The organism is Planctomycetia bacterium, from assembly GCA_016795155.1.
Taxonomy (GTDB): domain Bacteria; phylum Planctomycetota; class Planctomycetia; order Gemmatales; family HRBIN36; genus JAEUIE01.
In genome coordinates, this window is the sequence record JAEUIE010000057.1 from 99,536 (window position 1) to 125,893 (window position 26,358).

Here is a 26,358-nt window from a genome sequence, read left to right on the forward strand (position 1 = left end):
TGCTACTGGCTGCACATCAGGCCCAGAGGAGGTGCCAGGTCTTGTGGATTGTCAAGTAATTGCGACATCCGCAAACACATGTATAAACAACTGTTTTGGCAATCGAATTGAAGTTAAGGGGTGGAACAACATTCAACAACTTACGAGTCGTTCTCTAACCGCTGTGCATTTCTTTTATTTCTTTGCAATCGAATTGCTGTTCCCTTATCGTGAGTGCATCTGAATTAACATCAGGGGCATGACCATGTTACGTCTTTGTGTCAAGAGTTTTATCTGGCTGGGCTTGCTTACATTACTCATCGTCGGTTCATCGCACGTAACAGCTTCGGCTCGTCATGAAGAGAAGCCATTATTCACTCGGCTCATTGGTTCACACACACTCATGTTTGTGCATATTCGCGTTGGCGAATACCTGCAGATGCCAATGGTGAAAGGTGTACTGGATAACATGCAGGATGTTCGTGCGGAGGCAGAAAAAGGAATTCGCCAGGCGTTGGGTGTTGGATTGACCGATCTTGAGACTGCCACCATTTACGTTGATCAGCCTCGCGTAGTAAACGGCGATGTTCATGAACCTCGTGAGCCTTACTTTATTTTTCAAACTAAGAAAGAAATACAACTCGATGCACTCAAATCAGCAATTGGGGAACGACAGAACGTCGTCAAGTTTGGAAAATACGATGTAATGGTAGGAGACAAACTGGCAGTTTCGTTGCTCGACAGCAAAACCATGTTGATGATCGTGATGCAGGATCGGCGGCGTGAAATGATCCAGCAGGACTGGCTCCTGCACTTCGCCAGTCTGGATGCTGAAAATGAACTGCCTGATGGCTTGAAAGAAAGCGCTGCACTGGCATCTGCCAGCAAACATATCCTGGTCTCCGGCTTCCATATTCCCAAGGAACTGGGCACTGTACTGCAGGATAAATTGAAGCAGGCTCCTGCTGCCATGGCACCATTCAAGTCACTGGCTCAAGTGCAATCAGGCGTCATCACTGCTGATTATCTGCCGAACAGCGAAAATGATTTCCAGATGGTATGTCGAGCCCGATTCTCGGAGGAAGGTCAGGCGAAAGCGGGCATGGGAGCCATTCGGTTTGCTATTGCAGCTGGCAAGATGGCGATGACCAGTTCGCCAGCCAGCAATGATCCTGAGATCAAGGAAGCGTTCATGCTCGCCAACAAGCAACTCGATGCCATCAAAACCGAAGTCAAGCAATCAGAACTGCATATTTCCTATGGCATGAATAGTAAGTTGATGATACCTCTTCTGGCATCCGCCATTGAAAGGGTTCGTAACGCTGCGGATCGTATGATCAGTGGGAGCAATATGCGGCAACTGCTGATTGCCATGCATAATTACCACAACGATTATAACTTCATACCACCTGCAGTTTCGATGAAGGATGGAAAGTCACTTCACAGTTGGCGGGTACACATTCTGCCTTACATCGAGCAGGATCAGCTTTACAAACAGTTGAAGATGGACGAGCCCTGGGACAGCGATCACAACAAGAAATTATTTGAATCGGTTCCCATGCCCAAGATGTTTGCCCATCCAGGCAAACGAGATGGTGATACGAAGAAGACCTATTATAAAGTGTTCGTCAGCAAACCTGAGAAGCAGCTTCGATCCGGTTTCAGGTTTGGCAGCAAAGTTACCTTGGGTCAAGTGGCAGTGCAGGATGGAACGAGCAACACCATTGCCATGATCGAATCTGGTCCGCCGGTGCTGTGGTATCAGCCGGAAGATATCGAATTTGATGCTACCGTTGCTTTGCCGAAGCTGATCAGCCCCTGGAAGAACAATAAAGTTTCAGTGACCTTTTTTGATGGAACCGTCCGCACCATTTGGCTGGGACAAAATGAAGCAGTTTTGAAGGCATTAATTACCGTCAACGGAAATGAAGAGATCGACATTTCCAAGTTGGAAAACGAGGAGAAGAAGTAAACTCAACTGATTGTATTTCTCCGTTAATGCGATAAGGATTCTCACATGCTGCGACATTGGTTAACGGGTCTATCGTACCTGGGTTGCCTAGCAGTGCTTCTGGCCTGTTCCAGTTCAGATAAGCTGCAGGCACAGCATGAAGCCAAGCCGTGGTTCGCGAGGTTGATTGGCCCGCAGACCATGGTGTTCGGACACCTGCGTGTTTACGATACACTGCAAAGGCCGTTCTTCAAAATGGTGCGACAGCAATTAAAGCAATCGGGCATCGAGCCGTTCAAAGAAATGGAAAAGATGCTGGGCATTGGCCTGGATGACATCGATAGCGTAACGGTTTATGTGGAACAGCCGGAGATTGATAATGGCAGACCGAAGGAACCACGGAGGCCGCACATTTTAATTAGTGGCAGGAAGCCGATTGCTGGTGATGTTGTGCGCAAATCGCTGGGGGATGAAGTAGCAACTACAAAGTTTGGTAAATATGAACTGCAGCAAGGGAAGAGTATGGCATACTCGCTGCTGGATGAGAAGACTTTGCTGTTGTTTTCTATTCCAACTGGCCCGCAACGAGTGGATCAACAGTATTTCCTGCCTTACTTTACACAGTTGGAAGCTGAGGTTGAAGTCAACAAAGCAATGCTGGAAAGCATCAATCTGGCAGTCGGTGGCAAGTATGCAGGAGTTGCTGGTTTTCGGATTCCGGAGGAACTGTCAACATTATTGCAGGCAGAGATGAACAATGTGCCACCAGCCGCTACTCCATTCAAAGCACTTGTCAAAGTACAGTCAGGCCAGGTGAGCCTGCAATTTGTGGACGACAGCCCCAACGATATCCAGTTGCAGGTTCGTGGTCGGTTTCAAGACGAGAAGGCAGCCCAGGCAGGTCTGGGATCCATCAAGTTTGCCATAGCTGCTGCCAAGATGTCTGTTTCCAGTATTGTTGGCGGAAATGCGGCTGAGAACAAAGTTACAGCGCAAGCGATCACCAGGTTATTCGAGGCCATTAAAACGGAAACCAAAGGCAGTGAAGTACATCTTTCCTACGAGGCCAATACTCCCATACTCATGGCATTATTGTTGCCTGCTATTCAGAAAGTGCGCGTTGCAGCCAACCGCACTGTGAGTGGTAATAACATGCGACAGGCATTGATTGCCATGCACAATTATTACAACGATTATGATCGCTTGCCTGATGTGGTCAGCATGAAGGAAGGCAAGCCATTGCACAGTTGGCGAGTGCATATTCTGCCTTACGTCGAGTATGACCAACTGTACAAACAGATCAAACTGGACGAACCATGGGACAGTGAACACAACTTGAAGATATTCGAATCAGTGCCGATCCCCAAAATCTATGATCACCCTGGGCAGAACGAAGGAGCAAACAGGAAGACATACTACAAGGCCTTCTACAGCAAGCCTGACAAGAATCCTGCTGCAGGGTTCAAACTAGGAGCACGTACCACGTTTGCCACCATGGTTGATGGGACCAGCAACACCATTGCCCTGGTGGAAGCAGGTCCGCCTGTGCTCTGGTACAAGCCGGAGGATATTGAGTTCGATCCGAATGTACCGTTACCAAAGATGGTAAGCCCGTGGCCTGATAACCGCGTTCAGGTGGCTTTCTTTGATGGTCATATTCAGTCGTTGTGGCTCGGTCAGAAGGAAGATTTGTGGAAAGCGTCTATCACTGCGAACGGTGGCGAAGTGGTGGATCGGTCAGGGCTGGAGTTGAAGGAGAAGAAATAGGTCAGCCGCCAACCCGCCACTGGCTTAAAGAGCCGATGGCTAAAAGAAATTTACTTGCCTCCCAGTTGGTTCAGCAGACTTACTAATTCAATCGCGGCCAGGGCGGAGTCGCTGCCTTTGTTGCCTGCTTTGCCGCCGGCGCGGTTTTGTGCCTGCTCCAGAGTATCGCAGGTGAGTACGCCGAAAATGACGGGGATACCGGTTTCTATCGCGACCGATGCAATGCCACCTGCAGCCTGGCTGCAGACATAATCGTAATGATCGGTTTCCCCTTTGATGACACAACCCAGACAAATGACAGCAGCATACTTTTGCGATTCGGCCAGTTTTTTGGCAATGAAAGGCAGTTCAAATGCTCCGGGCACCCAGATCAAATCTAACTGATCATCGGCAATGCCATGCCGGGTGAATGCATCTTCAGCGCCTTCGATGAGGCGATCCACAATCAATTGGTTGAACCGCGATGCGACAATGGCAAATCGCCCGGCAAAGGGTGTCAGTAAACCTTCGATGATATTCATGCATTCATTATCTTGTATTCCGGGTGATTTGTCCTTACGATCCTTTCGATAGTCAAAACAGGTTCTTTACCAGAAATGGAAACGGTAACGATTATGCCAGAGGTGCTGGGGATAGATATTGGTGGTGCGAACCTGAAAGCAGCCAACACGCGGGGCGAGGCGGTGATTTTGCCATTCCCGCTATGGAAACAGCCTGACAAGCTGGCTGGCGGTCTGATGGAACTTTTAGTACGGCTGCCTCACAAGGGGCCAGTAGCCATCACCATGACCGGTGAACTATGCGACTGCTTTGAAAGTCGCAGCACGGGGGTGCGACATATTCTGAAGGCTGCAGTAGAAGCGTTCAAGAATCAGCCTGTCTTTGTCTGGAGAAACGATGCTCGCTGGGCCAGCACCAGTCATGCCCACGATGATCCCATGCCGGTCGCCTCGGCCAACTGGCTCGCCTCTGCAACTTACTGTGCCCGTTACCTTCCTCACGACAGCGGTTGGTTTTTTGACCTCGGCTCCACCACGCTGGACATGATACCGGTTGATCAGGGCAAAGTAGTTTCCACCAGCAGAACCGATCTGGACCGATTGTATGCAGGTGAACTGGCTTACCTCGGTGCCAGCCGAACGCCAGTGTGCCACTTGCTGCAACAGGCTGATCTGGAAGAAAAGACAATTACGCTGGCAGCAGAGTTCTTTGCCACGCTCGATGATGCCATGATCATTCTTGGTTATTCACCTGAACAGCAGGATGACCGACAGACTGCAGATGGCAAGCCCCGCACCAGGGCTTATGCTCTTGCCCGCATGGCACGCATGGCTTGTTCTGACCTGGATGAACTGGGAGAAGCGAACGTTCAGCTTCTGAGTGAACAAGTTATCGCAGCGTTTCGAGAAAAGCTGAGTGGCCAACTGCAGCGAGCACAACTTAGTTCCCATCCCTGGGGTGGCATCATCCTGGCTGGTTCTGGCGAAGGCATCCTGGCAGAAGAAGTTGCCATGCTGGATGATACAACGAATCCGGTGGTTTCCATGACTGGACGATTGGGGCCGGATGTTTCCTCAGCGCTGGCAGCTTACTCGGTAGCAGTGCTCTTATCGGAAAGGCAATCCAAATGAAGAAGCGACCGGTGGTCATTAAAGTGGGTGGAAGCCTGCTCACCCTAAAAGCACTGATTCGGGAACTCGATGAGTTTCTCGATCATGTCGGCACGCATCAGGTGGTGCTGCTCACCGGTGGTGGCTTGGCGGTTAAATCCTTGCGAAATATGAAAGGTAAAGCCCGGCTGCCTGAAGAACAGGCCCACTGGCAATGCATCAGGCTGATGAGTGATCTGACTCGATCACTCTGTGAACAACTGCCCAATTCGGTAGCAGTCAGTACCTGGGACGAAGTGGAAGCCGCGTGGAAATCGGATCGCTATCCCTGCTTCATGGTGGAATCGTTCCTGCGAACGGATGAAGAAAACAAGAATCACTTGCCTCATACGTGGGATGTCAGCAGCGACAGCATTGCAGCCCACCTGGCAGCGAAGTACAAAGCCAATTTGATACTGCTCAAAGCCTGCGAGTTGCCCGCCAGGCAAGTGAAAGCGGAAACACTGGTGAAAAAGGGCATTGTGGATGCATGGTTTCCGCAAGCAGTGAAAAAAGTCAAACGCTGGGAAGTCAGGAATCTTCCCGGAGGTACTGCACCAGAGATAGCACTCGATCTTTCTTCAATTGCTGGGCGCGGTCGTTCCCGTCGCAAACCACGCCGCGTACCGCGATGATATCAGGCACCACTTCCTTCTTCAGCACAGCAATATCGTGGATGCGCAATGAGCCAGCCAGGGCTAGTGCAATGTCGTGGCATCGACAGAGTTTCTGCCATCGTTGCAACTGTCGAAGCGAACACCAATCAAGCAGACTGCTGCCATCCTTGATGCTGGTATCAACAAGGAGAACAGGGGTATGTGCTGATAGCAATCGAGCCAATTCTACCCATCGAAACATTTCATCGAAGTGTATGCCATGTACGCGAACATGGTCAGCATAAACAACGCCAACCATTTGAGTGGGATGCAGTCGCTGTTGTAATTGAAACCAGTATCGATTGGCACGTTGTCGGTCTGCCAGTGTCGTCAACCGGGAAAGACCTACCTTGGCCCAGATAATGCCAGAAGGAATTGGCTGGTGTTTTGCTTGGAACCATTCACCTAGAGCCATGCTGACAGGTATATTGCCTGCTTGTTTCACAATGTTTGAAACCAGTAAATTGGATGGACGGCCTAGTGAGCCGCGCGAGGGATTTTTGATATCCAGGATGTCCACGCCAGCCTGAAGGGCATCGTGAGCTTCCTGTTCGGTTCGTACACTGACCAGCAGACGGGTTTTCATGGAAATCAAATGCAGTTGATTACAAATACGCTGCTGATAGATCAGCATAACCCATTTACATTAGATGAAATAGTGCCTATGCCCACTCTTGCTTACATTGCGCTCGGAAGTAACCTTGGCGACCGTGCTGGTTATCTGCAGGCAGCTATTTCCCGGTTGCAGCAGGAACCCGGCATTCGGGTGGTGAATGTTTCCAGTCATTGGGAAACTTCTCCTGTGGGCGGCCCGGCCGGGCAGGGGGCATATCTGAATGCTGCTGCTATTCTGGAAACGGACTTATCGCCAAAGGCTTTGTTGAAGGCACTGTTGCAGGTGGAAGCGGAGCAGGACAGAAAGCGTCAGGAACGCTTTGGACCTCGCACGCTTGATCTGGACATCATGCTCTATGGCGATCAGGTGGTGAAAGAGCCGGATTTGACCATTCCCCATCCTCGCTTGCACGAACGTCGGTTCATGCTGGGGCCACTGGCCGAGATTGCTCCCCAGGTTGTACATCCTGTATTCAAGCGTACTATAGCGCAATTACTTTCGGAATCAGGTCATCGTCCGTTGTTGGGCAAGCGTGCGCTGGTAACCGGCGCATCCAGTGGTATTGGCAAAGCTATTGCGTTGCAGTTGGCGGAGCATGGTGCCGATGTCATCGTCCATGCAAGGCAATCTGGTGCAGCGCTGGATCAGACTGCTTCAGCTATCCAGGCGATGGGCCGATTTTCGCACACGTTGCTGGCTGATCTTGCGTATCAAACTGCCTGCACAAAACTGGCAGAGGAAGCATGGAACCACTGGCAGGGTCTCGAAATTCTGGTGTGCAATGCCGGTAGTGATATTCTCACTGGTGCAGGCAAGGCTATGAGCTATGAAGCCAAGCTGGAATCACTCTGGCATGTGGATGTTGCAGGCACCATTCACCTGTCCCGTTCGGTGGGCGCTCGGATGAAGCAAGCCGGGCAGGGTACGATTTTGACCATGGGCTGGGATCAGGCTGAATATGGTTTTGATGGGGAAAGTGGCGAACTCTTTTGTACAGCCAAAGCTGCTGTAGCTGGGTTTACTCGCAGCCTGTCGCTTAACCTGGCACCCGAAGTGCGAGTAAATGGATTGGCACCAGGTTGGATCAAAACCAAGTGGGGTGAAAAGGCGCCGGCAGAATGGCAGGAACGGGCAATCCAGGAAGCTCCATTACGTCGCTGGGGCACTCCCGAAGAGATTGCGAAAACGGCAGCCTGGCTTTGTTCGCCCGATGCGAACTTCATCACCGGGCAGATGGTGCGAATCAACGGCGGCGTGATCCGCCATTGATCAGCCGACTTTCAAGAGTTCCACTTCAAACGTCAACTCGGCATTGGAAGGAATAATGGGAGGATAGCCTCGCTCGCCATACGCCAGGTTACCTGGAATAACGAGCTTGCGCTTACCACCCGGCATCATGCCGGCAACACCTTCGTCCCAGCCTTTGATCACCATGCCTTTGCCGAGCACAAAGTCAAAAGGTTTCTTGCGATCATGGCTGCTGTCGAATTTGCTGCCGTTTTTCAGCCAGCCGGTGTAATGGACGGATACCTTGTCGCCCGACTTGGCAGCGGTGCCTTGTCCGGTGGCAATGTCTTCAATGGATAAGCCGCTTGCAGTTACAGGCACGTTCACCTCAATTCTTCTGAAGAAGGTGATTTGTCTATTTACGATTGGTCACGCTGACGACTTCGATTTCAAAGAAAAGATCAGCGCGAGGTGGAATAACAGGGGGTTGTCCACCCTCACCATAAGCCAATTGATACGGAATGATGAGCTTGCGTTTACTGCCAGCTTGCATGCCGAGTAAGCCTATTTCCCAGCCTTTAATAACTCGACCTTCGCCGATGGTAACAGAATAAGGCGCTTTACCAACGTTGCTGTCGAATTTTTCGCCCGTTTTGAGTGTACCGGTGTAAATGACACCGATCTTGGAGCCGATTTTGGCTTTATCCCCGTTGCCCGTAGCCAGATCGATGTATTTGAGTCCGGAATCAGTTGTTACCTCTTTCTGCTTCTCTTTGGGGATATCTTCGCTAATTACAGGAGCAGCAGGCGGAGGTGGCGCGTTATGAGATTCAAATTCATTTTTGATCCGGTCAGTTAATGAATCTGGATTGCCACGAAATGACAGGAAAACTGTTAGCAGGCCCAACGTAACGATTGCAATGATAACGTAAAGCAATTCCTGTTTGAAAATACCAAGTCGACTCACGAAAGAACCTCCGCTCGGGTGTACTTTTCCCATGTGACATTATCTATCCTATCGAGAGATTTCTGAATGAGGCAAGTAATTTTCAACCAGAAGTGAAACCAAAAGAGGCTGTGTTTAGTATATTTTCGTGACTGTCAGGATGGAGGACAACCTTATAAACTCATGATTTTCTCACGCAAAATGAAATGTTGAGGAGTGTGCCGATAGTTGATAGTGAGTTTATCTGTTTAACGTAAGATACATGTATCACACCGGAAGAGACCCACGATGCTTAAGTATCTGTTACTGGGTATAGTATTGATCAGTTTGGCAGGATGCAGTGAAGGCACTGCAGCCCCTGTTCAGAACACAACTGTTCGTAAACTCCAGAATTCCGGTAGTCTGGCTCCGAGCGTTGATGCAATTACTACTCCCATTCGCATTCCAGAAGCAAAGCGTTTGAGCCTTGGCACATTTAAATCTCCGACTCCCGATCCAAAATTACCAATAGCATCTAATACACAAGACAGAAATACAGTTGATGTTTCCGCTGAACAGGAAAAGCGAGGCGGGAATCGACGAAACGGCAAATCGGAATTTCGTGCACGATTGGAACGTGAATCAGAAAGTCAGGCTGAAGGTTCCAGCAAAACTGTCGCGAGCGAATCCAAACCGCAATCGAAAGAAGCTGTTGCTGATGTAGCAGCCAAAAAAGAAAACAGCAATCCTGTCGTGTTGCAAGCACCAACCTTTACTTCAGCAAGTACACTATCAACCACTAATGCTGGTACTCCACCGAACATGGTCGCGTTTGGCAGTGCGAACAGTACTTCTTCCCGCAATTTCAAGAAGCCCAACATGCCGGGCAACGTGCCTTCCTGGTTCAGCGAAAATGATAAGGACAGTGATGGCCAGGTGGCAATGAATGAATGGCCCGCGGATCGTTTTGCTGAATTCAGCAAATATGATCGCAATGGCGATGGCATTGTGACGCTGGAAGAAGCGATGCGAACGGTTCCCAAGGCGGCTGCAGTAGCAGTTGCACCCCCGACAACTCCATCAACCACTACTGCACCAGCCAATACAGCAACTCCATCTTTGGGCACAGTGCCAGCCACTGCCCCTGTTGCTGTCTCTGCACCTGCTTCTTCAGTAGCTAGCCAGCCGGGAGTGCGTACCAGCTTTACCATGAGCGCTGGTGGCGGAGCACCGGGAACGCCATTATCTGATGATGACGCCAAGCGGCGTGCTGATATGGTCTTCATGTTTGCTGATACCAACAAGGATAATATCCTGGATGCAGCTGAAATTGAAAATGCCCGCAGCATCCGCAGTGTCGATTGGAAAAAGTACGACGCCAACAAAGATGGCAAACTTGATAAACCTGAAGCATACGCTCTGTACAAGGCAGAAGGTAACAACATGCGAGGCGGCGGCATGGGTGGTGGACCAGGTGGCGGCGGGCCGTGGGGTGGAAATCAGGATGAACGCATGAAGGCCATGTTTGACAGGCTCGACAAAAACAAGACCGGCAAGCTCAACAAGGAACAGTTCCCCGGATTCTGGCAGGATCGCTTCGATGAGTTCGACACCAACAAAGATGGCTTCGTGAACCTCGATGAGTACAAGGTTGGTTTTCAGAAGATCATGTCCAATGCAGGTGGTCAGGGCGGTCGTGGTGCACGTGGAGGCTTTGGCAACGACGGTGGCCAAGGCCGTGGTCGAGGTGGGTTTGACCGCTGACTTGCATTTCTGTTATGATCTTTAACAGTCCGGTGACTCTGGAACCGGCTGTCAGCATCATACACCTTTCTGTTGGCTGTGCTACAATACAAACATGTCTGCAGTTCAGATACATCCAGCAGCCAAGGCAATTCCTCCAGAATTGAGGAAGTATCAACTCACGCAACTCCCCAAAGATCTGGAACAACTTAAAAAAGGCGCCAATCACCTGCGGGTGATTGCATGGTTCATCTGCGTGCCAGCAGTCTTTATGGGTTTTGTCAGCTTCATGTTTCTGCTGATGAGACCCATGCCGGGCAACCAGTTTCTGTTCCTGATCATGCTGGCTTTTCTGGGGGTAGCTGCCTTCTATTTCTCGGTAAGCAACTATATTCGTCGTGCCCGCCGCTGGGCAGTCTATGTAGCAATTCTGGTTGCTATCCTGCCTATCCTCATCACCATCCCGTTGATACTGATGCCAAACATTGGTATCCACAAACGAACGCCCTGGTCGATGGTTATCGAGATGATCTATCTGATCGGCCACATCAAGATGATTCGCGATCTCATCATCTGTCTGGGTGCAGTGGATCGCATTCACTGGGCAGCCAAAGTCCGATCCTCTGCTGAATCCCAAACGGATCCGTGGGATATCTCGTCTTAACAGCAGGAGTCAGAACATGTTCAAACTCTTTCTGGTCATTGCTGTTCAGTTACTATTATTGACGATGCCCGCCTGCCTGAACGCCCAGTCCTCCGCCAAGGCGAGAGAACTCGTTGAGAAGGCAATTCAGGCGCATGGCGGTCGCGCTGCACTGGAGAAGCTGTTAACCGCCAGTTGGAAGGGGCGGGGTTTACTGTACCGCGACGGCAATGAAGAGAAGCCTTTGCCATTTTATGGCGACTGGCACGCCGAGAAGTTTGACAAGTATCGCTATTCGTATGCATTCAAAGGGGCAGGTGGCAATCTGCCAGTCACCAGCGGCTTTCTGGATGGCAAAGGCTGGCGAACCATGCGGGTGAATCGTGGAGCGGACGATCTTCCTGAACGGCTCGCCCAGGCCATGAAGGAAGAAGCCCATGCCTGGTATGTCAGTCGGCTGGTGCCTCTGCTGCAGAGCGACTATCAGTTAACAACGCTCCCAGTCACACAGCGCGACAACAGGCAGATTCTGGGACTGAAGGTGGATCGCAAGCAGTTCAAATCGATGTATCTGTTCTTTGACAAGCAGAAAGGATACCTGACTTATATTGATCGTAAAGTGGCTGACATGGAGAACCAGCAGGAAGCCCTGGTGGAAACCAGTTATCTGAACTTCCGGAAAATGGGAGAGGCGACACTGGCACAGTCCATCACCATGCGACAAGGCAAGAAAATGCTGCTGGAAATTGAAATGGAAAAAGTAGAGCCTAAAACGTTCTTTCCGCCCAAATTCTTTGAGAAACCGCCTGAACCCAAGGATGATTAAAGCGGTTCATTCCGATCTTGCAACAATTGGAAGAATGGCTATCGTCTCCTGCTTCACTTGGAAGTATGGGGGGAGCTACAACCATGTCGTGGTGGTTGCCGTTATTGATTTTTGTGGCTGAAACCTGTGTCGTTACTTTCAGTACCTTGCGCAGCATCTTTGTCGCCCGTGGATTCAAGAAATATGCCGTGTGCATTGGTTTGCTTGAATCTACCATCTGGCTATTCGCCATCGGACAGGTTGTGTCCAACCTGTCGCACTGGCCCTGTTCGGTTGCCTATGCGGTAGGTTTCACCTTTGGTAGCTTCCTTGGTATGTCTATCGAAGAACGGCTGGCCATAGGAACACAAGTGGTACGTATCATCACGAGCAAGCCGCCTGCCCAGTTGATTCACAAACTGAATGAAGCCAACTTTGGTGTAACGCGAGTGGAAGGCGATGGCGCTACCGGACCGGTCAGTGTGATTTTCACCATTGTCAAACGCAATCAGATGAAGGAAGTGGTTCGCATGTTGAGGAAGTTTGATCCTCATCTGTTTTACACGGTGGAAGACATTCGAGCAGCACGTAAAGGGGTTTTCAGGCCGCGCCGATCAGCGTCAGCTTCGCGGATGACATTCAAGCATAAACTGGAACAGGAAACAGTTCAGCTATAACTCGGGGAAATGCTTCCCCTGACCGGTGAATGCAGTAGAATAAGTTGCATGATACCGAGGTATTGCCATGCCCATCCGCATTCTGATTGCTGACGATAATCCACAAGGCGTGGAACTGCTCGAGGCCTACCTGGATGAACTCGGCGCAGAGATACGTACCGTGGGTGATGGGGAAGCGACCTTGAAGATGGTCAAGGAATGGAAGCCCGACCTGCTGCTGCTCGACATTATGATGCCCAGAATGAGCGGGTTTGAAGTATGCAAGCGGTTGCGGGCTGCGCCGGAAACCAGCAACCTGGCTGTCATGATGATTACTGCACTCGATCAGGCGGTGGATGTGGATCGGGCTGTGGAAGCTGGCACCGATGATTTCCTGACTAAGCCAATCGATAAGACAGAGCTTCTGCTTCGGGTACGGGCTCTACTGCAAGCCAGCAAGTCTGAAGATGAACTGGAACGAGTTCTCGAATATGTTGACATCGTTCAGCATGGTACGGTGTCGGTTAAATAATTTCCCGAATCGCAGTACCATCGCCCAGCATGGGAACAGGCCTGCCGGTGTGATCGAGAAATGTTTGGTTATAATCAATTCCCAGAACGTGATAAATAGTAGCTAAGATGTCATAGGGTTTCAGCGGACGATCCACCGGGTGTTCGCCTTTGCTGTTGGTAGCGCCAATTACTTGTCCGGTTTTCAAGCCGCCTCCGGCCAGCATGACGGAAATAGCGTTGCCCCAATGATCGCGGCCAGGGACGGTGCTCTGGCCAGGCAAACCATTGTTCAGCCTGGGTGTTCGGCTGAATTCGCCCATCACAACCACCAGCGTATCATCGAGTATGCCCCGTTGATGCAGATCTTCGAGCAGTGCGCCGACGGCCTGATCCATCGGCCTTAGTTTCATGCCGTGCGATTCCTTGATGTTGGCATGGTCATCCCAGTGAGGCATATCGACTGTGACAAAAGTAACGCCAGCTTCCACCAGTCGGCGAGCCATCAGGGTGTAGCGTGCCCAGGCTGAGTTGCCATACCGATCTGCGGTGCGCGGGTCTTCTTTATCGAGATCAAACGCGAGTTTGGCCTGCTTACCCAGCACCATGTCCATCGCTTCATGCTGGAAGCGATCCATCGACGACATCGCGCCACTTTGATCGAGTTCCCGCTGGGTCTGATCCATTGCCTGGAGCAGGTTGGCTCGATGCTGCATCGTTCCACCCTGATCGCCTTCCATCTGCTTCAGCCACTTGGGCGTGCCGATGGGGCGAACATCCGTCGCACCGAGGTATTTCGCTTCACGATCCACATCAAAAGGGTTGTAAGCAGCGCCAAGGTAGGCAGAGCCCTGGTAGCCGGGGAAGAGATAGACCGATTCCGCGGAAGGTAAGCCGACATAAGCAGGCAGCCCTGGCCGGTTGGGGCCTTTCACTCGTGCGATATAGGAACCAACCGAAGGGTACATCTGTTTCAGATTAGCAGCGTTGGAACCGAGCCTGCCTGTCAGCATCCAATGGGCAGCGGCAAAGTGATCGCCGTTATCATGATGCACCGAACGAATGAGCACCATCTTGTCGGCATGCTTTGCCTGGAAGGGCAGCGATTCACTGACATAAATCCCAGGAACATTGGTACGGATGGCACCAAAAGGGCCACGATACTCAGCCGGTGCAAAAGGTTTTGGATCGTAACTCTCCAGGTGGCTGGGACCTCCGTCAAGCCAAATCAGAATTACTGATTTCTTTCGAGTGGCTTTGCCGTGAGCTTGTAAACGGAGCAGGTCAGCAGAGGTTAGTCCGAGTACACCAAGGAAACCGGCTTTGAGTGCAGTGCGACGTGTCATGTGCTGGCAGTTGCGGGCAATATGCCCTGATTGCAGGTGTAACAAGACAACATTTCTCCGAGGCGGGAAATCAGGCAGGTAAACTGGCAAGATGATGATATTACACTGTGGCGCAGCGCATATTTCAAGAGGAAACTGCCAGTGATGCTGGTTCGGTTACATCAGAACGTTGCCAGACCAGTTCGAGGTCCTTGTCGAATATTTTTTCGAAGTATTTGCCTTTTTGCGACGCCCCCCAGATGTCGATCTCGGGATAACTCTCGGAGAAAAGTGTCAGGTGAACGAGCTGTCCCCGAACATTGCACTGCACTTTTCTGATGCTGCGTGTATGCGAACGATCCATGCCATCAGCCAGGCGAAGGATGGCGCTGAGTCGCCGAATGGTGGTCTGATCAGCTTCTGACATTCTGTGGTACGCATCGTGTTTGCGTTTGGGTTCCGAACGACGATGATAGCGGGCAACCTGGGCGACTATTTCGCGTTGTCGCGGCGTCATGCCATGGATGTTGCCATGTACAATGAGGTGGTAACTGTGGTGGTGGTGCTTTTCGTAATTGACCAGTGTTCCGACCTCGTGCAGCCAGGCGGCGAGCATGAGCAGGATGCGTTCTGAAGCAGGCAACTGCAGAGGTTCCTGCAGTTGGTCGAAAAGATTGGCACAGAGATGGGTAATCTGTTGTGCGTGTGCTTCATCCAGGCCGCAGACTTTGCCGAACTGCCTGGCAGCCTGCATCAGGGCTTCGGGGTCTTCCGCGACTTGGACTGCTTCAATTTTCCGTGGACCGTGGTACTTGTCAATCATGCGAAGCAGCAGGCCATCGCGAACTCCCTGATCGTGAATCACCAGGCGGTTCACCTGCATCCATTTCATGATGCGTTCAATAACAGCAATGCCTGCCACGATAATATCGGCACGATCAGGATTGAGACCTGGTACCGTGCGGCGTGCGGCAAGCGGTAGAAAGCTAAGATGATCAAGCACGTGGCGGACATCGCTGCGGGTCATTTCATAACCACCCACGCCGCGACGATCCAGTCCTCGCATACGAAGCGAAATATTGGCCAGGGCGGTAAAGGTGCCACCCGCGCCGATCATGAAGTGCGGGTGGAAGGCTGCTACGGGCATGGTTTCGGTGAGCAGTTTCTTCAATCGCTTCCGCAATGCCTTCAAATCCTGCTTACGGGGAGGGTCGTGCTTGATGCAGGCTTCAGTCATGCGCACTGCACCAATGGGCATGGAGTGGATGTCTTCGACCACGCCGTTAGCAGCAAAGATGAGTTCGCCGCTGCCTCCACCCAGGTCCATGAGTAGAACCTGCTGATCCTGCAGGTCGAAGCGTCGCTGAGCAGAGAGAAACGAGAGTCGCCCTTCTTCTGCTGGGCTTATTATTTCGATGTCCAGATCGAGGTGTGCCTTGACTAGTTGAATGAACTCCTGCCCATTGCTCGCTTCGCGCACGGCACTGGTGGCAATGGTTTCCAGGTGTTCGACTTTATGGCCTTCCACCAGGGCTTTCATGCGGCGAAGAGCATTTACCGAATGGGCAATCGCTTCTGCACTTAATTTGTTGTTGTCTGACAGGCCATGAGCCAGGCGAGTCGTTTCTTTATGATCATCGAGGATTTTGTAATTGCTCTGTTCATCGGTAACTTCCACGATCATCAATCGGATGGAGTTACTGCCAATATCAATGCCGGCCAGTCTGCTCATGGAGAAACTAGACTTTCTCAGAGATGATTTCCACCTTATTGTAATATCAACGGCAGCGGAGTTATGGAATGAGATTGTCAACTTCGCTGAATCTTCTTGGCGGTGTGATTTACAGATTGAACCGCCAAGTTGCTAAGGAGCGCCAAGGTGCGCCAAGAAAAGGCACTTCAAACGCTGTAAGTGATTCAATTGAGTACAAATCGAAGTGCATTACATTCATGCGACTATTCCTTGGCGATTCTTGGCGTTTTGGCGGTAAATATAATGAACTCTGAAGTAAAACCTGCGAAAGGGCATAAGATGAATCGCTGGCTATTCAAGGAAGAGCCTGAATCGTATTCGTATGATCGACTCGAAAATGATAAGCAGGCGAAATGGGACGGAATTTCTAATGCACTGGCATTAAAGAACTTGCGTCAAGTAAAACGAGGAGATCAGATTTTCTTCTACCATACGGGCAAGGAAAAGGCTATCGTGGGAATAATGCAGGCTGTCGCTGATGCTCACGTTAAGGCGAGTGTCAGTGTGCAGGTTGCGCCGGTACGCCGATTGGTGCAGCCTGTATCCCTGGCCACCGTCAAAGCTGATCCCGTTCTGAAAGATTGGGAGTTGGCGCGGCTACCCCGGTTGTCTATCATGCCCGTTTCCGCTAACCAGTGGCGGCGAGTATTGGCTCTGGCCAAGAAATAGTCGTGCTGGCTGTGCGGTGCCTGTTTGACGTTTGAGATAGTTGGTCGAAACCTACGTCAGCAGGGAAAGGAAATGTATATGGCGGCCTCCTCTGCCGCTGGAAAGCAACACGCTTCAAAAAACGGTGATCACGAACCTGGCGGGCAAGGTACGTCTCATAAGCTGCTGGAACACCTGGCAGATTACAAAGGTATCATTCTCGTATCACATGTGCATCCCGACCCAGACAGCCTGGGCAGCATGCTCGCATTGGCTTATCTGTTCAAGAAGAAACTGAAAAAAAACAGCATCATCACGCGGGATGGTTTCATTGGGCGTGCTGAAAACCAGGCCATGGTGCGGTGCCTGGATATTGATTTAAAGCCTATCGAAGAAATAACCTGGAAAGACAATTGCGCTGTGGTCATGGTCGATAGCCAGCCTAACACCGGCAGACATACTATTCCTGAAGATGTGGAAATTGCTGCGATTATTGATCACCATGAATTCAGTGGAACTATCAAGGGAGTTCCTTTTGTCGATGTGCGTGCTGGCTTGGGTGCTACCTGCACACTGGTGACCAAATATCTGATGGAACAGAAACTCGATCCATCGGAAGAAATTGCCACCGCACTCTTTTACGGCATCGAATCGGAACTGACAGGGTATCCACGGGAAGCAACGCCCCAAGATGATGGAGCGCTGCTTTATCTCTATCAGTATGCCAGCAAGGATTTACTGGCAGAGATCAAGTCAGCACGTTTACCTTTGCCTTACTTTGAAACACTAATACAAGCATTGCAGAATTCGTTTATCTACGATCATCTGATCATGTCGTGGGCTGGTGATCTGGCTCAGCCTGAACTGGCAGCAGAGATTGCAGACTTCCTCATTCGGTTTGAAGAAGTGGCCTGGGCATTTGTGTGTGGCGTATACGAGAACAACCTGATCATGTCGGTTCGCACGGTCAATGCAAAAGGCAGAGCAGGGGAACTGCTACAGGAAGTAGTGGAAGACCTGGGCAAGGCAGGCGGGCATGATCGTCGTGCTGGCGGCTCGATTCCACTCGAAAGCACGGCTCCTTCGGCCCTGGAAAATATCAGGACGATTTTGCGCAAGAACCTGCTGAATGCGCTGGATATTGATGAGCAGCGAGGGCAACGGCTGGTAGCTCGTCGTGAATTGCTGGAAAGCATACAAGGTTGATGAAGTGAATCAGCGACTGGTAATGTTGTCTCTGGTGGTGCCTGATTACGACGAAGCCATTGCATACTATACGCAAACATTGGGCTTCCAGTTGATGGAAGATTCGCCTCGCGAAAACGGGAAACGCTGGGTAGTAATCAAGCCTGTAGGTAACGGTACCGCTTCGTTGTTGCTGGCCCAGGCAGCAAACGATCAACAGAGAAACAGCATAGGAAATCAAGCCGGCGGACGCGTGTTTCTGTTTCTGCATACTGATGATTTCTGGCGTGACTACCATAATTATCAATCGCGTGGCGTGAAGTTTCTGAACGAACCACGTGAAGAGGAGTATGGAACGGTTGCAGTTTTCGTTGATCAATATGGCAATAAGTGGGATTTGATTCAGCCAGCAACAATTAAGTCTAAATAGTAACAAAGAATTGAAAAGAAGCAGTGACAATTCTGAAAGTAACATCCAGCTAAGGCCGATAAACGGGGTGGGGAACCGTCTGTCATCTGAGATGGCACGCTTGCTGGCGTTGCCGGAACTTGACAAGTGTTAACTGACTGTGCTAAGGCTGGTTAGCATTGACTGCGTGGCCTGCAGTTTCCCGACTCATCCAGTTTCACCGGGCAACCTGTTCACCTGTCTCTAACTCCTGATTTTCATTAGGGTTAGAACCGAACAACCAGAATCATATCGTAGATGGGTGAGAATCCATCAATTGGTATGACAAATGCTTGATGTTGCTGGAAGCCTGTGCAGTGTGGGGATAGTGTCCACCCCCAGCTTGCAGTTCTACGGATTGGGATTGCAGGTATCTGTACAGATAGTTATTACGGGGGTCATGTGTTTCTGACAGGAGGTCTGGTGCACATGCGGAAATTCATGTTGAAGTTGTGGAATGATGACCGTGGCGCCTTGTTGGCAACGGAATGGGTCTTTGTTTCCACGATTATGGTGGTAGGTGTAGTAGCCGGGTTGAAATCAGTTCAACAGGCAGTGGTGACAGAACTGGAAGACATGGCCAATGCGATTGGTTCGCTAAGCCAGTCTTATACCTTCTCAGGTACCAGTGGCTGTGCAGCATCGAGCAATGGCTCACGCTATCAGGATGCAGCTCATGCTGTAAACCTGACATCGAATGCTCAGGCGTTCAATGATGCAGCGGGTGCCGGCTCAGTCTGTCCTGACTAAGTAGTACGCAGACCTCCAGAGACACATTTTGTGTCTTTCCGGTGGACACAAAATGAGATGATGATCAGGCCACCTTCGGGTGGCCTGTTTGTGTTTTGACAGTGGATGTTGGTACGCCTCTGTACCCGCAATGTGCCCTTGCAATTGGCAGCCCGCAGCGCGAGCGAGGGGTGATGTGCAATGACTTCAGGTTATTGCAGCTTTCCTGGCGCTCGGGCTGCCATCGTGATAGTACGTCTTGAACGAAGAGACTGTTAAAATACTCCGACAATAGCGACTCTGCCGCTCCTGCGGTGTAAGCTGCCTCGACTTATCCGTCTGCGTAAACCTTTCCTGCTGACAAGACTCTGCCGAACAGGGAAGATAGACCTTCTGATTTGCTTCAGCAGGATCTGCTCCCATGACTTCGTTTCTGTTTCTGGCGCTGTTGGTCTCTAACCACGACTGGTGTCCGGACTGCGATAAAACGCCCGATGTTGAACCGCCAGTAGTGGCGCTGCGTGTGCTGGCACCACAGAAATCAACAGATACCGGCATGATTACCTATCGCGTCATTGCCACGAATCGTTCCATCGCCAAGGCATTTGACATTAAAGTGAAACTCGATCTGCCTGAGAAAACCACATTTCATGCAGGCAACCCGCAGCCTGATAAACAGCAAAACACGCTGGTCTGGAACATTGGCAACATGCCGGGCAAATGTCAGCGACAGTTTGAAGTGACTCTGAAGACCGATGCGGATAGTGTTGTAGAAGCATGCTTCCGCATCAGCTATGAGCATGGCGTGTGTGTCTCCACCATCACCGCGTGCAAGCCACCGGGGAAGGCAGAGACTTTGCCTGTACCCAAAACTACCGGACAACTGAGCCTGACAAAAATCGGCCCGGCCAGGCAGGGTATGGGAACGCCGATTTTGTATTCGATGACGGTAACCAATTCAGGCAAAATTCCACTGCGTGAAGTGGAGTTGGAAGACGTGTTTCCTTCTAATTCAGTTTACGTGCCTGGGAGTGCCGACAACCAGGGACAACTCATGGGCCCAGAAAGCAAAAGAATGTTGTGGCGACTGGGCAACATGTTGCCTGGAGAAACGCGAACGGTGACATTCAAAGTCAGGCCAAACCAGGTTGGGACGTTTCTGAATGTAGCACATGCCCGCGGACTTGATCCCGATGGTCTGAAAGTACAAAGCCCCGACAGCCACGCCACCACTGAAGTCAGCGGGATGGCGACGATTTACATGGAAGTGAAAGACCTGCAGGACCCGGTGTTTGTCGGCGGCTCAACGATGTATACCATTCTGGTGCGAAATACCGGCACCGCATCAGCAGGTAATATCCGTTTGCAGGGGGAAGTACCGACGGGTTTGCAGACAACGCGGGTAATGCCAGAGAATGAAGGGGCAGCTGCCGGGTTTCGACCAGGTGAAGGCCGCATCAACTTTGCGACATTTAACCTGGAGCCCAAACAGGAAAAACTGTTTCAGATTGAAGTACGAGCGGAAAGAGAGGCTCTGTACCGATTTCGGGTGTTTCTGACTTCGGATGTGCTGGATCCTGCACGTGGCGGACTGGTGGAGGATGAAACCACCACCGTCGTTAATGAAAAGCCGGTAGATTCGCAGACGCAACTGCAACCACCTGGCAAGAGTGATCAATTAGCCAGGCAGACAGCAAAATAAAAAACGGACGCCAATGGGCGTCCGTGATGGGTTTTGTTGAAGCTGATTACTTCTTTTCTTCAGCCTTCTTCTCTTCGGTTTTCTTTTCTTCCACTTTCTTCTCAGGATCGCGTTTGCCGTTCTTGCGTTCAGGCACTTCAGGTTTTTCGCGATTGAGCAATTCAGGCATGTTGGCTACTCGCATAGCCGTTAGCGCCATCACTTGGGAGCCTTGAATTAGGTCTGGCTCACGTGCTTTATCGAGCGTATCGCTCTGGGAATGGTGAGTCAGGTAGTACTCAGCGGGGTCTTGCCGGAAGGCAAAGCCTGGAACACCAGCACCATCAAAGGGCAGGTGATCGGTGCCTCCCTGGGAACCCGTCGTGATATCGACGTTCAGTTCCTTCAGGCTGACCAGTTCAGCTTCCAGAATGGGTTTCAGCACAGTGCGGCCTTGCAGTGGAATGGAAAGTACGCGGCCTGTGCCGGTATCGTGCACCAGGGCCATGGAGATGCGCTTGAGTTCATCTTCATGAGTTTTGACATAAGCTCGTGAGCCATGCAGTCCTTGTTCTTCACCGGTAAAGAGTGCAATGCGAATGGTGCGCTTGGGACGAATACCTTCCTTGGCGAGTTTGCCCAGCGTGCGGGCAGCTTCGAGCACCACCGAGGTGCCTGTGCCATTATCTGTAGTGCCTTGGCCGAGATCCCACGAGTCGAGGTGAGCACCGATAACAACGAATTCATCAGGCTTCTCGGTGCCTTTGATTTCACCAACCGTGTTGTAAACCGTAATCGGGCCAGGGATAATCTTGGCTTCGATTTCGACTTCAACCTTAACTGGTGTCGCATCCTTGCGGGTCAACAGTCTATAGAGCATGGCATAATCATCATGCGACATGAAAAGTGAAGGCAGCGGATCACCTGCTGTGCCTCGATCACCCCTACCCCAGGAACCTGTCATATTGAGCAGGCCGTGAGGCTTGGCAGAATCGGTGAGCGTGCAGGCTACACCTTCAGAGCGGAGGAACTGATCAATCGACCGCATGAAATCAGGCGAACTGCCACCACCACCCGGACGACGGCGTGGCATGTTGGACGGATCACGAGGCTTGCCGATGTCAGCGATGGGGCGGACATCGGAAGGTTTGCTGCGCATGATAATAGCGTTTTTCAGTTTGCCTTTGTACTTGTTCAGTTCTTCCTGGCTGGTGGCATCGAGGAAGATCACTTCGCCAGTCAGTTTGCCTTGAGTGCCTGGCGTCCAGGCGCGGGAGGCAACGGCTAGCCAGCGATTGGTGTTGGGTTCCACCATCTTCATGCGGGCAAAGCCACGTTCCCAACCAGCGGGGATGGTGTAAGGCTCCAGTTTGACGTTCTCCAGGCCGTAGCTTTTGAACTTCTCTAAAGCCCAGTCGTTGGCTCGTTTCAGGTTTTCCGAACCGGTGACTCGTGGTCCAATCACATCGCTGAGATAAGTAAGGTTCGACATAATTTCCTGTCGTTCCTTTACTTCATTGATGATGGTTTGATCAATTTCCAGAGGAGTTTTTGATGCCGTCTTGGGGGCAGCATCTTCGGCCCAAACCATCGCGCTGATCATGCATACAATAGCGGCCAGACAGGCCATTCGCCACACGGATTTCATTCGCACATCTCCACAGATGAAGGTCTTGCAAGTCAAGCTATGGTGTACCGCTTGCACCGGCAGATTGCCAGAAGAAAGCATGTTCTCATGGGATTATCAGAATTTGATCAGACAACGGGAACCGGGCTTTGCCATTGATCCACATCCTGCCGGCAATGGGGGGTGAAATGCTCAATGCCCAGGGCTGTTTGGTAAGCCTGCAGACCCAGTTCACTCAGTACAGGCAATTGTTCAAGTTGAATACCAACGATGGTTCGGTAGAGAATGACTTCATCGTTACGATTGATGTTGACAAGCTGAGTATGCGGATACGCAGTGGTAGCCACCTCACCCAGTTTGATGCCCTGTGGCGATTCATTCGCCATCAGAAACACAGCTTCGCCTGTATGATCATCATTGAGGAAATGCATCATCGGCTCTGCTTCATTGTAAACTTTCTGAAAGGCAGCAGCGGTATCGGGGTTCTTGTCAAGAAACAATCCTGCTGCATCATCGAGCACTAATCGTTGTTCAAGAAAACGTTTGGCTTCCTGCATGATCAGGTCGCGGACAGGTTTCAGCTGGTCAATCGTAGAAAGACAAAGTTCCCCGATGCGTGGATGCGATTTTTCCATGCGCTCGGAGACAAAATGGTCGATCTTGTCGAGATCATAACTGGTGATGCTGTCAACAAACTGCTGTACGGCCTGCAGCATGTCGTTGCAGCCATAGGGAATGATGACCGATTCGGTGATGCGATTGACCGTGACAGGCTTTTCGGGCAATTTCTCCATGTCGAGAGTTGCCTTCTGCAATTCGAGCAAGCGGCTTCGGCAAAAACGAACATCACGGGTCTGATCAGAGCAGGCGCCACGGAAACCGATATAGACTTTAGAGATGTACTCATTCATGACAGCCCGCAGTCGAGCACGGTAGATGGCGAGCAGACGCTCGCCGGGAGTGGTCATGCTGGGCCACTTCTTTTTCGGCACAGCTTTCAGGCGATCATACTCAGCTAAATCCTGCCGTAGATATTCGAGAGCCTGAACGTATTCTGACTGAGCCTGTTTGGCTTTGGCTTCATGGGAGGCAATCCAGCTATCGAGTTTGGTGATAGCGTAGCGGAGAGCCTCTTCGGTAGCGCCCATCCGAAGGCCTGATTTATCGAGATGTCGATAGACTGTGAAGACCAGTCTGGTAGCGCCGGTACGGACTACCTTTTCGCAGGCATCCTTGAGCGCGCGATGCAGCTTGGTGTTGTTCTCCGCGAGGTCCAGCGGGTTGGCGCTGGAGCCTTCGCCCGTGGAACCAAGACTTTTGACGATCTCCCTCAATGCTCGTTTCACTTCATCGCTGTTGGGCAGCTTTTCATGAATGCCATGCTGAAATGGGGCGATGATCGTTTTGATGATGTCTTCGCTGGAGTAGCCGAGCGAACGTTTGGCAGCCAGTTCAAAGTACTGAAACAGTGATTCGGGCGAGAGTTTCTCGTAGTGGAAGAAACCATCGATCCGGTGCCTCACGACATTCTGTATTTCAGGTGTCGCTGAGATCAACCATTTGTCGAGAATGCGCTGGAAGACCAGATGCGAAGCTTTGCGGATGAGCGCGCGACGAGGCGAATTCAGCACACGAAGCCCCATCGTCTGATAAGGCGATGTGCCAGCAGTAAGGCGAACAGGATCAGCCACGCGACCGAGAGCTGTTGTCAGTAGTCGGTTGAGCACTTCAGCTACCTTCTGAATCTGAAGCGGTGCGTTATCCTTGCGTTCCTGGGTTGCAGCGGGGCGTGGCGGGGTTTCAATGAGCTGCACCTGCGTAAACGGTGGCGTGGAATCTTCTACCCATTCAGACTTGGATTCATAGATGGCTCGGAACGGCATGCCAGCCTGCTGATAGTGGTACAACTCATACAGCGCAGCTACGGCATTGGCTTCAGGCAGATCGGCAGCTTCCATGCAGGCATCATCAGGCACATAGCAGATGCCGACGATTTCAGGTTCCGCGATATCCATTTTCCGCATGAGGTGCTTGATGATGTAGGCACAGTCAATCATCATGCCGCTGGCGGTGCCACCCCCAAGATGTCCCACGATATAGATGCGTGGAGTGGTGGAAAGAAATGATTCCTTGGTGTTCTTTTCGGTTTCGGCTTGAACCACCGGGTCCATGATGGTTTTGAGGTCGCGTTCAAACCTGGCGCTGAAGGAGCGATAATGCTCAATCAGAGCCAGTCGCCCCAAGGCACGGATGCCACTTGTCATCTGCGTCCGTGGCATACGGTAGAGAATGTTGGTATTCAGCCATTCTTCCACGGGCGGCAGGCTGTCACGTGACCGGATGTAGCGTGCTGGCCGGTTCAGTCGGGTTAAAACCAGGTCTTCATGGGTATCGATTCGTGCCAGGTGATCGCCGGGAGGAGCAGGATCAGTATCGACGGCAATGGATCGAATGATAGGTAAGCCTGACGGGCCGTACTGCAATTGCAGGCTTTGTTTGAGCCATTGCAGAGTGGCGCGTCCGAACTGCCCCAATCCAATCAATATGGATGGACGCAATACTCCCGTAGAAGAGTCCTGAATGGGAGCAACTACAGCACGCTGGGGTGATGGTTTCCTTACCTGAGTAATGAGTCCGCTGGCCATTCGGCTGCCAACATGATGTGTCACCGGGCCCAGTTCGAAGTAATCATCTACCCGAAGCGACGTACCAGCAATAGTGGCGTCTGGTGGCTGAGACTTCCCCCGCATGGGGCTGACTGGAATCGGGCTTTTGGGAGCCAGTGGTATTTCAGGAATTTCGGTCGGCGCTTCCACTGTAGGTTTCAGCAGGGAATGACGGAGCATGTGCACCATCGTCATGCAGTTTTCCCAGCGGTCACCTGGCTTCTTGGATAGTGCCTTTGAGATGATGTGGCGGTCAGCCGGTGGCAATGGCTCAACGTTGGGTACAGCCTGAATGTGCTGCATCATCAACTGCTTGGCATTGGTGCCACTGAACGGGCGAATGCCTGTCAGAAGTTCCTGAAAGACAATGGCCAGGCTATACTGATCACTGCAGCGGCTGACATAGCCTTCAAATGTTTCGGGTGCGGCATATACCGGTGTTACTCCACCGGTAACTTTTGCATTGACACCTTCCAGATCTTTCACCAGGCCGAAATCGCCAATCTTGATGTGGTTGTACATCAGGAAGAGATTCTGCGGCTTGATGTCGAGGTGAAGCAGGTCGTGCTCGGTGGTCATAATGTCGAGTGCTTCAGCGATTTCTTCCATGTATCCCAGCAACTCTTCGCGGGGAATGCCCATCAGACCTTTGCTGCGGTAGACCCGGAACCGATCATACAGATTGCAGTCGGCCAGTTCCGTGACAATGATCAAACGGCCTTCAATGATCTCATAGCGTTCAATGCTGAGGATGTAAGGATGTCGAATATTCTTGATGCGTTCAATGGAACGCAGTTCCTGTTCTGCCTTGATGCTGTCATCCACCGCACCGACATCTTCGAGATCGCCATAAACGAATTTGATGGCTTTCTGAATCTTGCCTGGAGCTTCACATTTCCAGACTTCACCAAATCCACCACCGCCCAGGCGTTCGATGAGCCGGTATCCCGGAATGGGTTCAGCATCGGCTTCAATCAACAGGGGCATGGGCACTCATCACACGGAATAATGGCTCTCAACTCTAGTTCGCAGTGGGGGATGTGACAAATCGTTGAGATTGCGCAGATTGGAAACTGAGGCGAATCCTGGCAAGGATCATCGTGCGATTGATACTACCCTGATATCTTTCCTGTCCAGCGTGGATTCACAATGTTTAAAATTCAGGCCTG

The 26,358-nt window shown here is 51.3% G+C and carries 23 protein-coding genes; 15 read left to right on the forward strand and 8 right to left on the reverse strand.

Translation table 11 applies throughout. The features are described from left to right. Positions 1-244: 244 nt before the first annotated feature. Entirely contained in the window at positions 245-1,951 is a 1,707-nt protein-coding gene (locus JNJ77_20310; protein ID MBL8824942.1) for a DUF1559 domain-containing protein, read from the forward strand. Positions 1,952-1,996: 45 nt separating this feature from the next. Then, a complete protein-coding gene (locus JNJ77_20315; GenBank protein ID MBL8824943.1) occupies positions 1,997-3,697 on the forward strand; it encodes a DUF1559 domain-containing protein in 1,701 nt (566 codons plus the stop codon). 50 nt (positions 3,698-3,747) lie between these two features. Here the strand turns inward: JNJ77_20315 and JNJ77_20320 are convergent, their stop codons facing one another. Next, the gene (locus JNJ77_20320; GenBank protein ID MBL8824944.1) at positions 3,748-4,218 is read right to left on the reverse strand and encodes a 6,7-dimethyl-8-ribityllumazine synthase; all 471 of its coding nucleotides are present in this window, start codon (positions 4,216-4,218) and stop codon (positions 3,748-3,750) included. Between the two features lie 75 nt (positions 4,219-4,293). Here JNJ77_20320 and JNJ77_20325 point away from each other — a divergent pair, with 75 nt between their 5' ends. Continuing rightward, entirely contained in the window at positions 4,294-5,328 is a 1,035-nt protein-coding gene (locus tag JNJ77_20325; GenBank protein MBL8824945.1) for a hypothetical protein, read from the forward strand. Further along, complete coding sequence (locus JNJ77_20330; protein MBL8824946.1) at positions 5,325-5,981, forward strand: hypothetical protein; 657 nt, start codon at positions 5,325-5,327, stop codon at positions 5,979-5,981. Before JNJ77_20325 ends, JNJ77_20330 begins: the two co-directional genes overlap by 4 nt. Here the strand turns inward: JNJ77_20330 and JNJ77_20335 are convergent. Then, positions 5,878-6,588 (reverse strand): hypothetical protein, encoded by a 711-nt coding sequence (locus JNJ77_20335; GenBank protein MBL8824947.1) that lies wholly within the window; start codon positions 6,586-6,588, stop codon positions 5,878-5,880. The genes JNJ77_20330 and JNJ77_20335 overlap by 104 nt on opposite strands. A gap of 78 nt (positions 6,589-6,666) precedes the next feature. On the opposite strand from JNJ77_20335, the gene folK reads away from it, so the two are divergent. Further along, the gene (gene folK, locus JNJ77_20340; GenBank protein MBL8824948.1) at positions 6,667-7,887 is read left to right on the forward strand and encodes a 2-amino-4-hydroxy-6-hydroxymethyldihydropteridine diphosphokinase; all 1,221 of its coding nucleotides are present in this window, start codon (positions 6,667-6,669) and stop codon (positions 7,885-7,887) included. Here the strand turns inward: folK and JNJ77_20345 are convergent, their stop codons facing one another. Next, positions 7,888-8,232, reverse strand: coding sequence for an FKBP-type peptidyl-prolyl cis-trans isomerase (locus tag JNJ77_20345; GenBank protein ID MBL8824949.1), 345 nt, complete (start codon positions 8,230-8,232; stop codon positions 7,888-7,890). A gap of 28 nt (positions 8,233-8,260) precedes the next feature. Beyond that, positions 8,261-8,845 (reverse strand): FKBP-type peptidyl-prolyl cis-trans isomerase, encoded by a 585-nt coding sequence (locus JNJ77_20350; GenBank protein ID MBL8824950.1) that lies wholly within the window; start codon positions 8,843-8,845, stop codon positions 8,261-8,263. Positions 8,846-9,079: 234 nt separating this feature from the next. Between JNJ77_20350 and JNJ77_20355 the strand changes: the two genes are divergently transcribed. The 5 genes from JNJ77_20355 (at position 9,080) to JNJ77_20375 (ending at position 13,149) form a co-directional block, all read left to right on the forward strand. Beyond that, on the forward strand, positions 9,080-10,534 hold the full coding sequence (locus tag JNJ77_20355) for an EF-hand domain-containing protein (GenBank protein ID MBL8824951.1): 1,455 nt from the start codon (positions 9,080-9,082) through the stop codon (positions 10,532-10,534). A 94-nt stretch (positions 10,535-10,628) separates the two neighbouring features. After that, positions 10,629-11,177, forward strand: coding sequence for a hypothetical protein (locus tag JNJ77_20360; protein MBL8824952.1), 549 nt, complete (start codon positions 10,629-10,631; stop codon positions 11,175-11,177). Between the two features lie 16 nt (positions 11,178-11,193). Beyond that, positions 11,194-11,982, forward strand: coding sequence for a hypothetical protein (locus tag JNJ77_20365; GenBank protein ID MBL8824953.1), 789 nt, complete (start codon positions 11,194-11,196; stop codon positions 11,980-11,982). Between the two features lie 83 nt (positions 11,983-12,065). Continuing rightward, a complete protein-coding gene (locus JNJ77_20370) occupies positions 12,066-12,638 on the forward strand; it encodes a DUF2179 domain-containing protein (GenBank protein MBL8824954.1) in 573 nt (190 codons plus the stop codon). 67 nt (positions 12,639-12,705) lie between these two features. Continuing rightward, positions 12,706-13,149 (forward strand): response regulator, encoded by a 444-nt coding sequence (locus JNJ77_20375; GenBank protein MBL8824955.1) that lies wholly within the window; start codon positions 12,706-12,708, stop codon positions 13,147-13,149. On the opposite strand, the gene JNJ77_20380 is transcribed toward JNJ77_20375, so the two are convergent. Then, positions 13,142-14,473: a DUF1501 domain-containing protein gene (locus JNJ77_20380; GenBank protein ID MBL8824956.1), complete on the reverse strand. Its 1,332-nt coding sequence runs from the start codon at positions 14,471-14,473 to the stop codon at positions 13,142-13,144. The two genes, JNJ77_20375 and JNJ77_20380, sit on opposite strands and share 8 nt — an antisense overlap. 124 nt (positions 14,474-14,597) lie before the next feature. Beyond that, positions 14,598-16,184, reverse strand: a complete 1,587-nt coding sequence (locus JNJ77_20385; GenBank protein MBL8824957.1) for a Ppx/GppA family phosphatase — start codon at positions 16,182-16,184, stop codon at positions 14,598-14,600. Between the two features lie 300 nt (positions 16,185-16,484). Between JNJ77_20385 and JNJ77_20390 the strand changes: the two genes are divergently transcribed. From JNJ77_20390 to JNJ77_20410, 5 genes are all read left to right on the forward strand, one after another. Then, positions 16,485-16,874 carry an EVE domain-containing protein gene (locus JNJ77_20390; GenBank protein ID MBL8824958.1) on the forward strand — a complete coding sequence of 130 codons (390 nt, stop codon included), beginning with the start codon at positions 16,485-16,487 and terminating at the stop codon, positions 16,872-16,874. A 78-nt stretch (positions 16,875-16,952) separates the two neighbouring features. Beyond that, a complete protein-coding gene (locus JNJ77_20395) occupies positions 16,953-18,059 on the forward strand; it encodes a DHH family phosphoesterase (protein MBL8824959.1) in 1,107 nt (368 codons plus the stop codon). Positions 18,060-18,081: 22 nt separating this feature from the next. Then, the gene (locus tag JNJ77_20400) at positions 18,082-18,468 is read left to right on the forward strand and encodes a VOC family protein (GenBank protein ID MBL8824960.1); all 387 of its coding nucleotides are present in this window, start codon (positions 18,082-18,084) and stop codon (positions 18,466-18,468) included. A 447-nt stretch (positions 18,469-18,915) separates the two neighbouring features. After that, positions 18,916-19,236: a hypothetical protein gene (locus JNJ77_20405; protein ID MBL8824961.1), complete on the forward strand. Its 321-nt coding sequence runs from the start codon at positions 18,916-18,918 to the stop codon at positions 19,234-19,236. A gap of 400 nt (positions 19,237-19,636) precedes the next feature. Then, on the forward strand, positions 19,637-20,917 hold the full coding sequence (locus JNJ77_20410; GenBank protein MBL8824962.1) for a DUF11 domain-containing protein: 1,281 nt from the start codon (positions 19,637-19,639) through the stop codon (positions 20,915-20,917). A 46-nt stretch (positions 20,918-20,963) separates the two neighbouring features. Here JNJ77_20410 and JNJ77_20415 read toward each other — a convergent pair whose 3' ends face one another. Together JNJ77_20415 and JNJ77_20420 are read right to left on the reverse strand one after the other, a co-directional pair. Then, complete coding sequence (locus tag JNJ77_20415) at positions 20,964-22,526, reverse strand: M20/M25/M40 family metallo-hydrolase (protein MBL8824963.1); 1,563 nt, start codon at positions 22,524-22,526, stop codon at positions 20,964-20,966. Positions 22,527-22,651: 125 nt separating this feature from the next. Further along, a complete protein-coding gene (locus tag JNJ77_20420; protein MBL8824964.1) occupies positions 22,652-26,176 on the reverse strand; it encodes a protein kinase in 3,525 nt (1,174 codons plus the stop codon). Positions 26,177-26,358: the final 182 nt, after the last annotated feature.

Excerpts from the sequence above, each read along its gene's own strand:
- JNJ77_20310 (MBL8824942.1), top strand. The coding sequence starts at position 245 with ATGTTACGTCTTTGTGTCAAGAGTTTTATCTGGCTGGGCTTGCTTACA.
- JNJ77_20315 (MBL8824943.1), top strand. The coding sequence starts at position 1,997 with ATGCTGCGACATTGGTTAACGGGTCTATCGTACCTGGGTTGCCTAGCA.
- JNJ77_20320 (MBL8824944.1), bottom strand. The coding sequence starts at position 4,218 with ATGAATATCATCGAAGGTTTACTGACACCCTTTGCCGGGCGATTTGCC.
- JNJ77_20325 (MBL8824945.1), top strand. The coding sequence starts at position 4,294 with ATGGAAACGGTAACGATTATGCCAGAGGTGCTGGGGATAGATATTGGT.
- JNJ77_20330 (MBL8824946.1), top strand. The coding sequence starts at position 5,325 with ATGAAGAAGCGACCGGTGGTCATTAAAGTGGGTGGAAGCCTGCTCACC.
- JNJ77_20335 (MBL8824947.1), bottom strand. The coding sequence starts at position 6,588 with ATGAAAACCCGTCTGCTGGTCAGTGTACGAACCGAACAGGAAGCTCAC.
- folK (MBL8824948.1), top strand. The coding sequence starts at position 6,667 with ATGCCCACTCTTGCTTACATTGCGCTCGGAAGTAACCTTGGCGACCGT.
- JNJ77_20350 (MBL8824950.1), bottom strand. The coding sequence starts at position 8,845 with ATGGGAAAAGTACACCCGAGCGGAGGTTCTTTCGTGAGTCGACTTGGT.
- JNJ77_20355 (MBL8824951.1), top strand. The coding sequence starts at position 9,080 with ATGCTTAAGTATCTGTTACTGGGTATAGTATTGATCAGTTTGGCAGGA.
- JNJ77_20360 (MBL8824952.1), top strand. The coding sequence starts at position 10,629 with ATGTCTGCAGTTCAGATACATCCAGCAGCCAAGGCAATTCCTCCAGAA.
- JNJ77_20365 (MBL8824953.1), top strand. The coding sequence starts at position 11,194 with ATGTTCAAACTCTTTCTGGTCATTGCTGTTCAGTTACTATTATTGACG.
- JNJ77_20370 (MBL8824954.1), top strand. The coding sequence starts at position 12,066 with ATGTCGTGGTGGTTGCCGTTATTGATTTTTGTGGCTGAAACCTGTGTC.
- JNJ77_20375 (MBL8824955.1), top strand. The coding sequence starts at position 12,706 with ATGCCCATCCGCATTCTGATTGCTGACGATAATCCACAAGGCGTGGAA.
- JNJ77_20380 (MBL8824956.1), bottom strand. The coding sequence starts at position 14,473 with ATGACACGTCGCACTGCACTCAAAGCCGGTTTCCTTGGTGTACTCGGA.
- JNJ77_20385 (MBL8824957.1), bottom strand. The coding sequence starts at position 16,184 with ATGAGCAGACTGGCCGGCATTGATATTGGCAGTAACTCCATCCGATTG.
- JNJ77_20390 (MBL8824958.1), top strand. The coding sequence starts at position 16,485 with ATGAATCGCTGGCTATTCAAGGAAGAGCCTGAATCGTATTCGTATGAT.
- JNJ77_20395 (MBL8824959.1), top strand. The coding sequence starts at position 16,953 with ATGGCGGCCTCCTCTGCCGCTGGAAAGCAACACGCTTCAAAAAACGGT.
- JNJ77_20400 (MBL8824960.1), top strand. The coding sequence starts at position 18,082 with ATGTTGTCTCTGGTGGTGCCTGATTACGACGAAGCCATTGCATACTAT.
- JNJ77_20405 (MBL8824961.1), top strand. The coding sequence starts at position 18,916 with ATGCGGAAATTCATGTTGAAGTTGTGGAATGATGACCGTGGCGCCTTG.
- JNJ77_20410 (MBL8824962.1), top strand. The coding sequence starts at position 19,637 with ATGACTTCGTTTCTGTTTCTGGCGCTGTTGGTCTCTAACCACGACTGG.
- JNJ77_20415 (MBL8824963.1), bottom strand. The coding sequence starts at position 22,526 with ATGGCCTGTCTGGCCGCTATTGTATGCATGATCAGCGCGATGGTTTGG.
- JNJ77_20420 (MBL8824964.1), bottom strand. The coding sequence starts at position 26,176 with ATGCCCCTGTTGATTGAAGCCGATGCTGAACCCATTCCGGGATACCGG.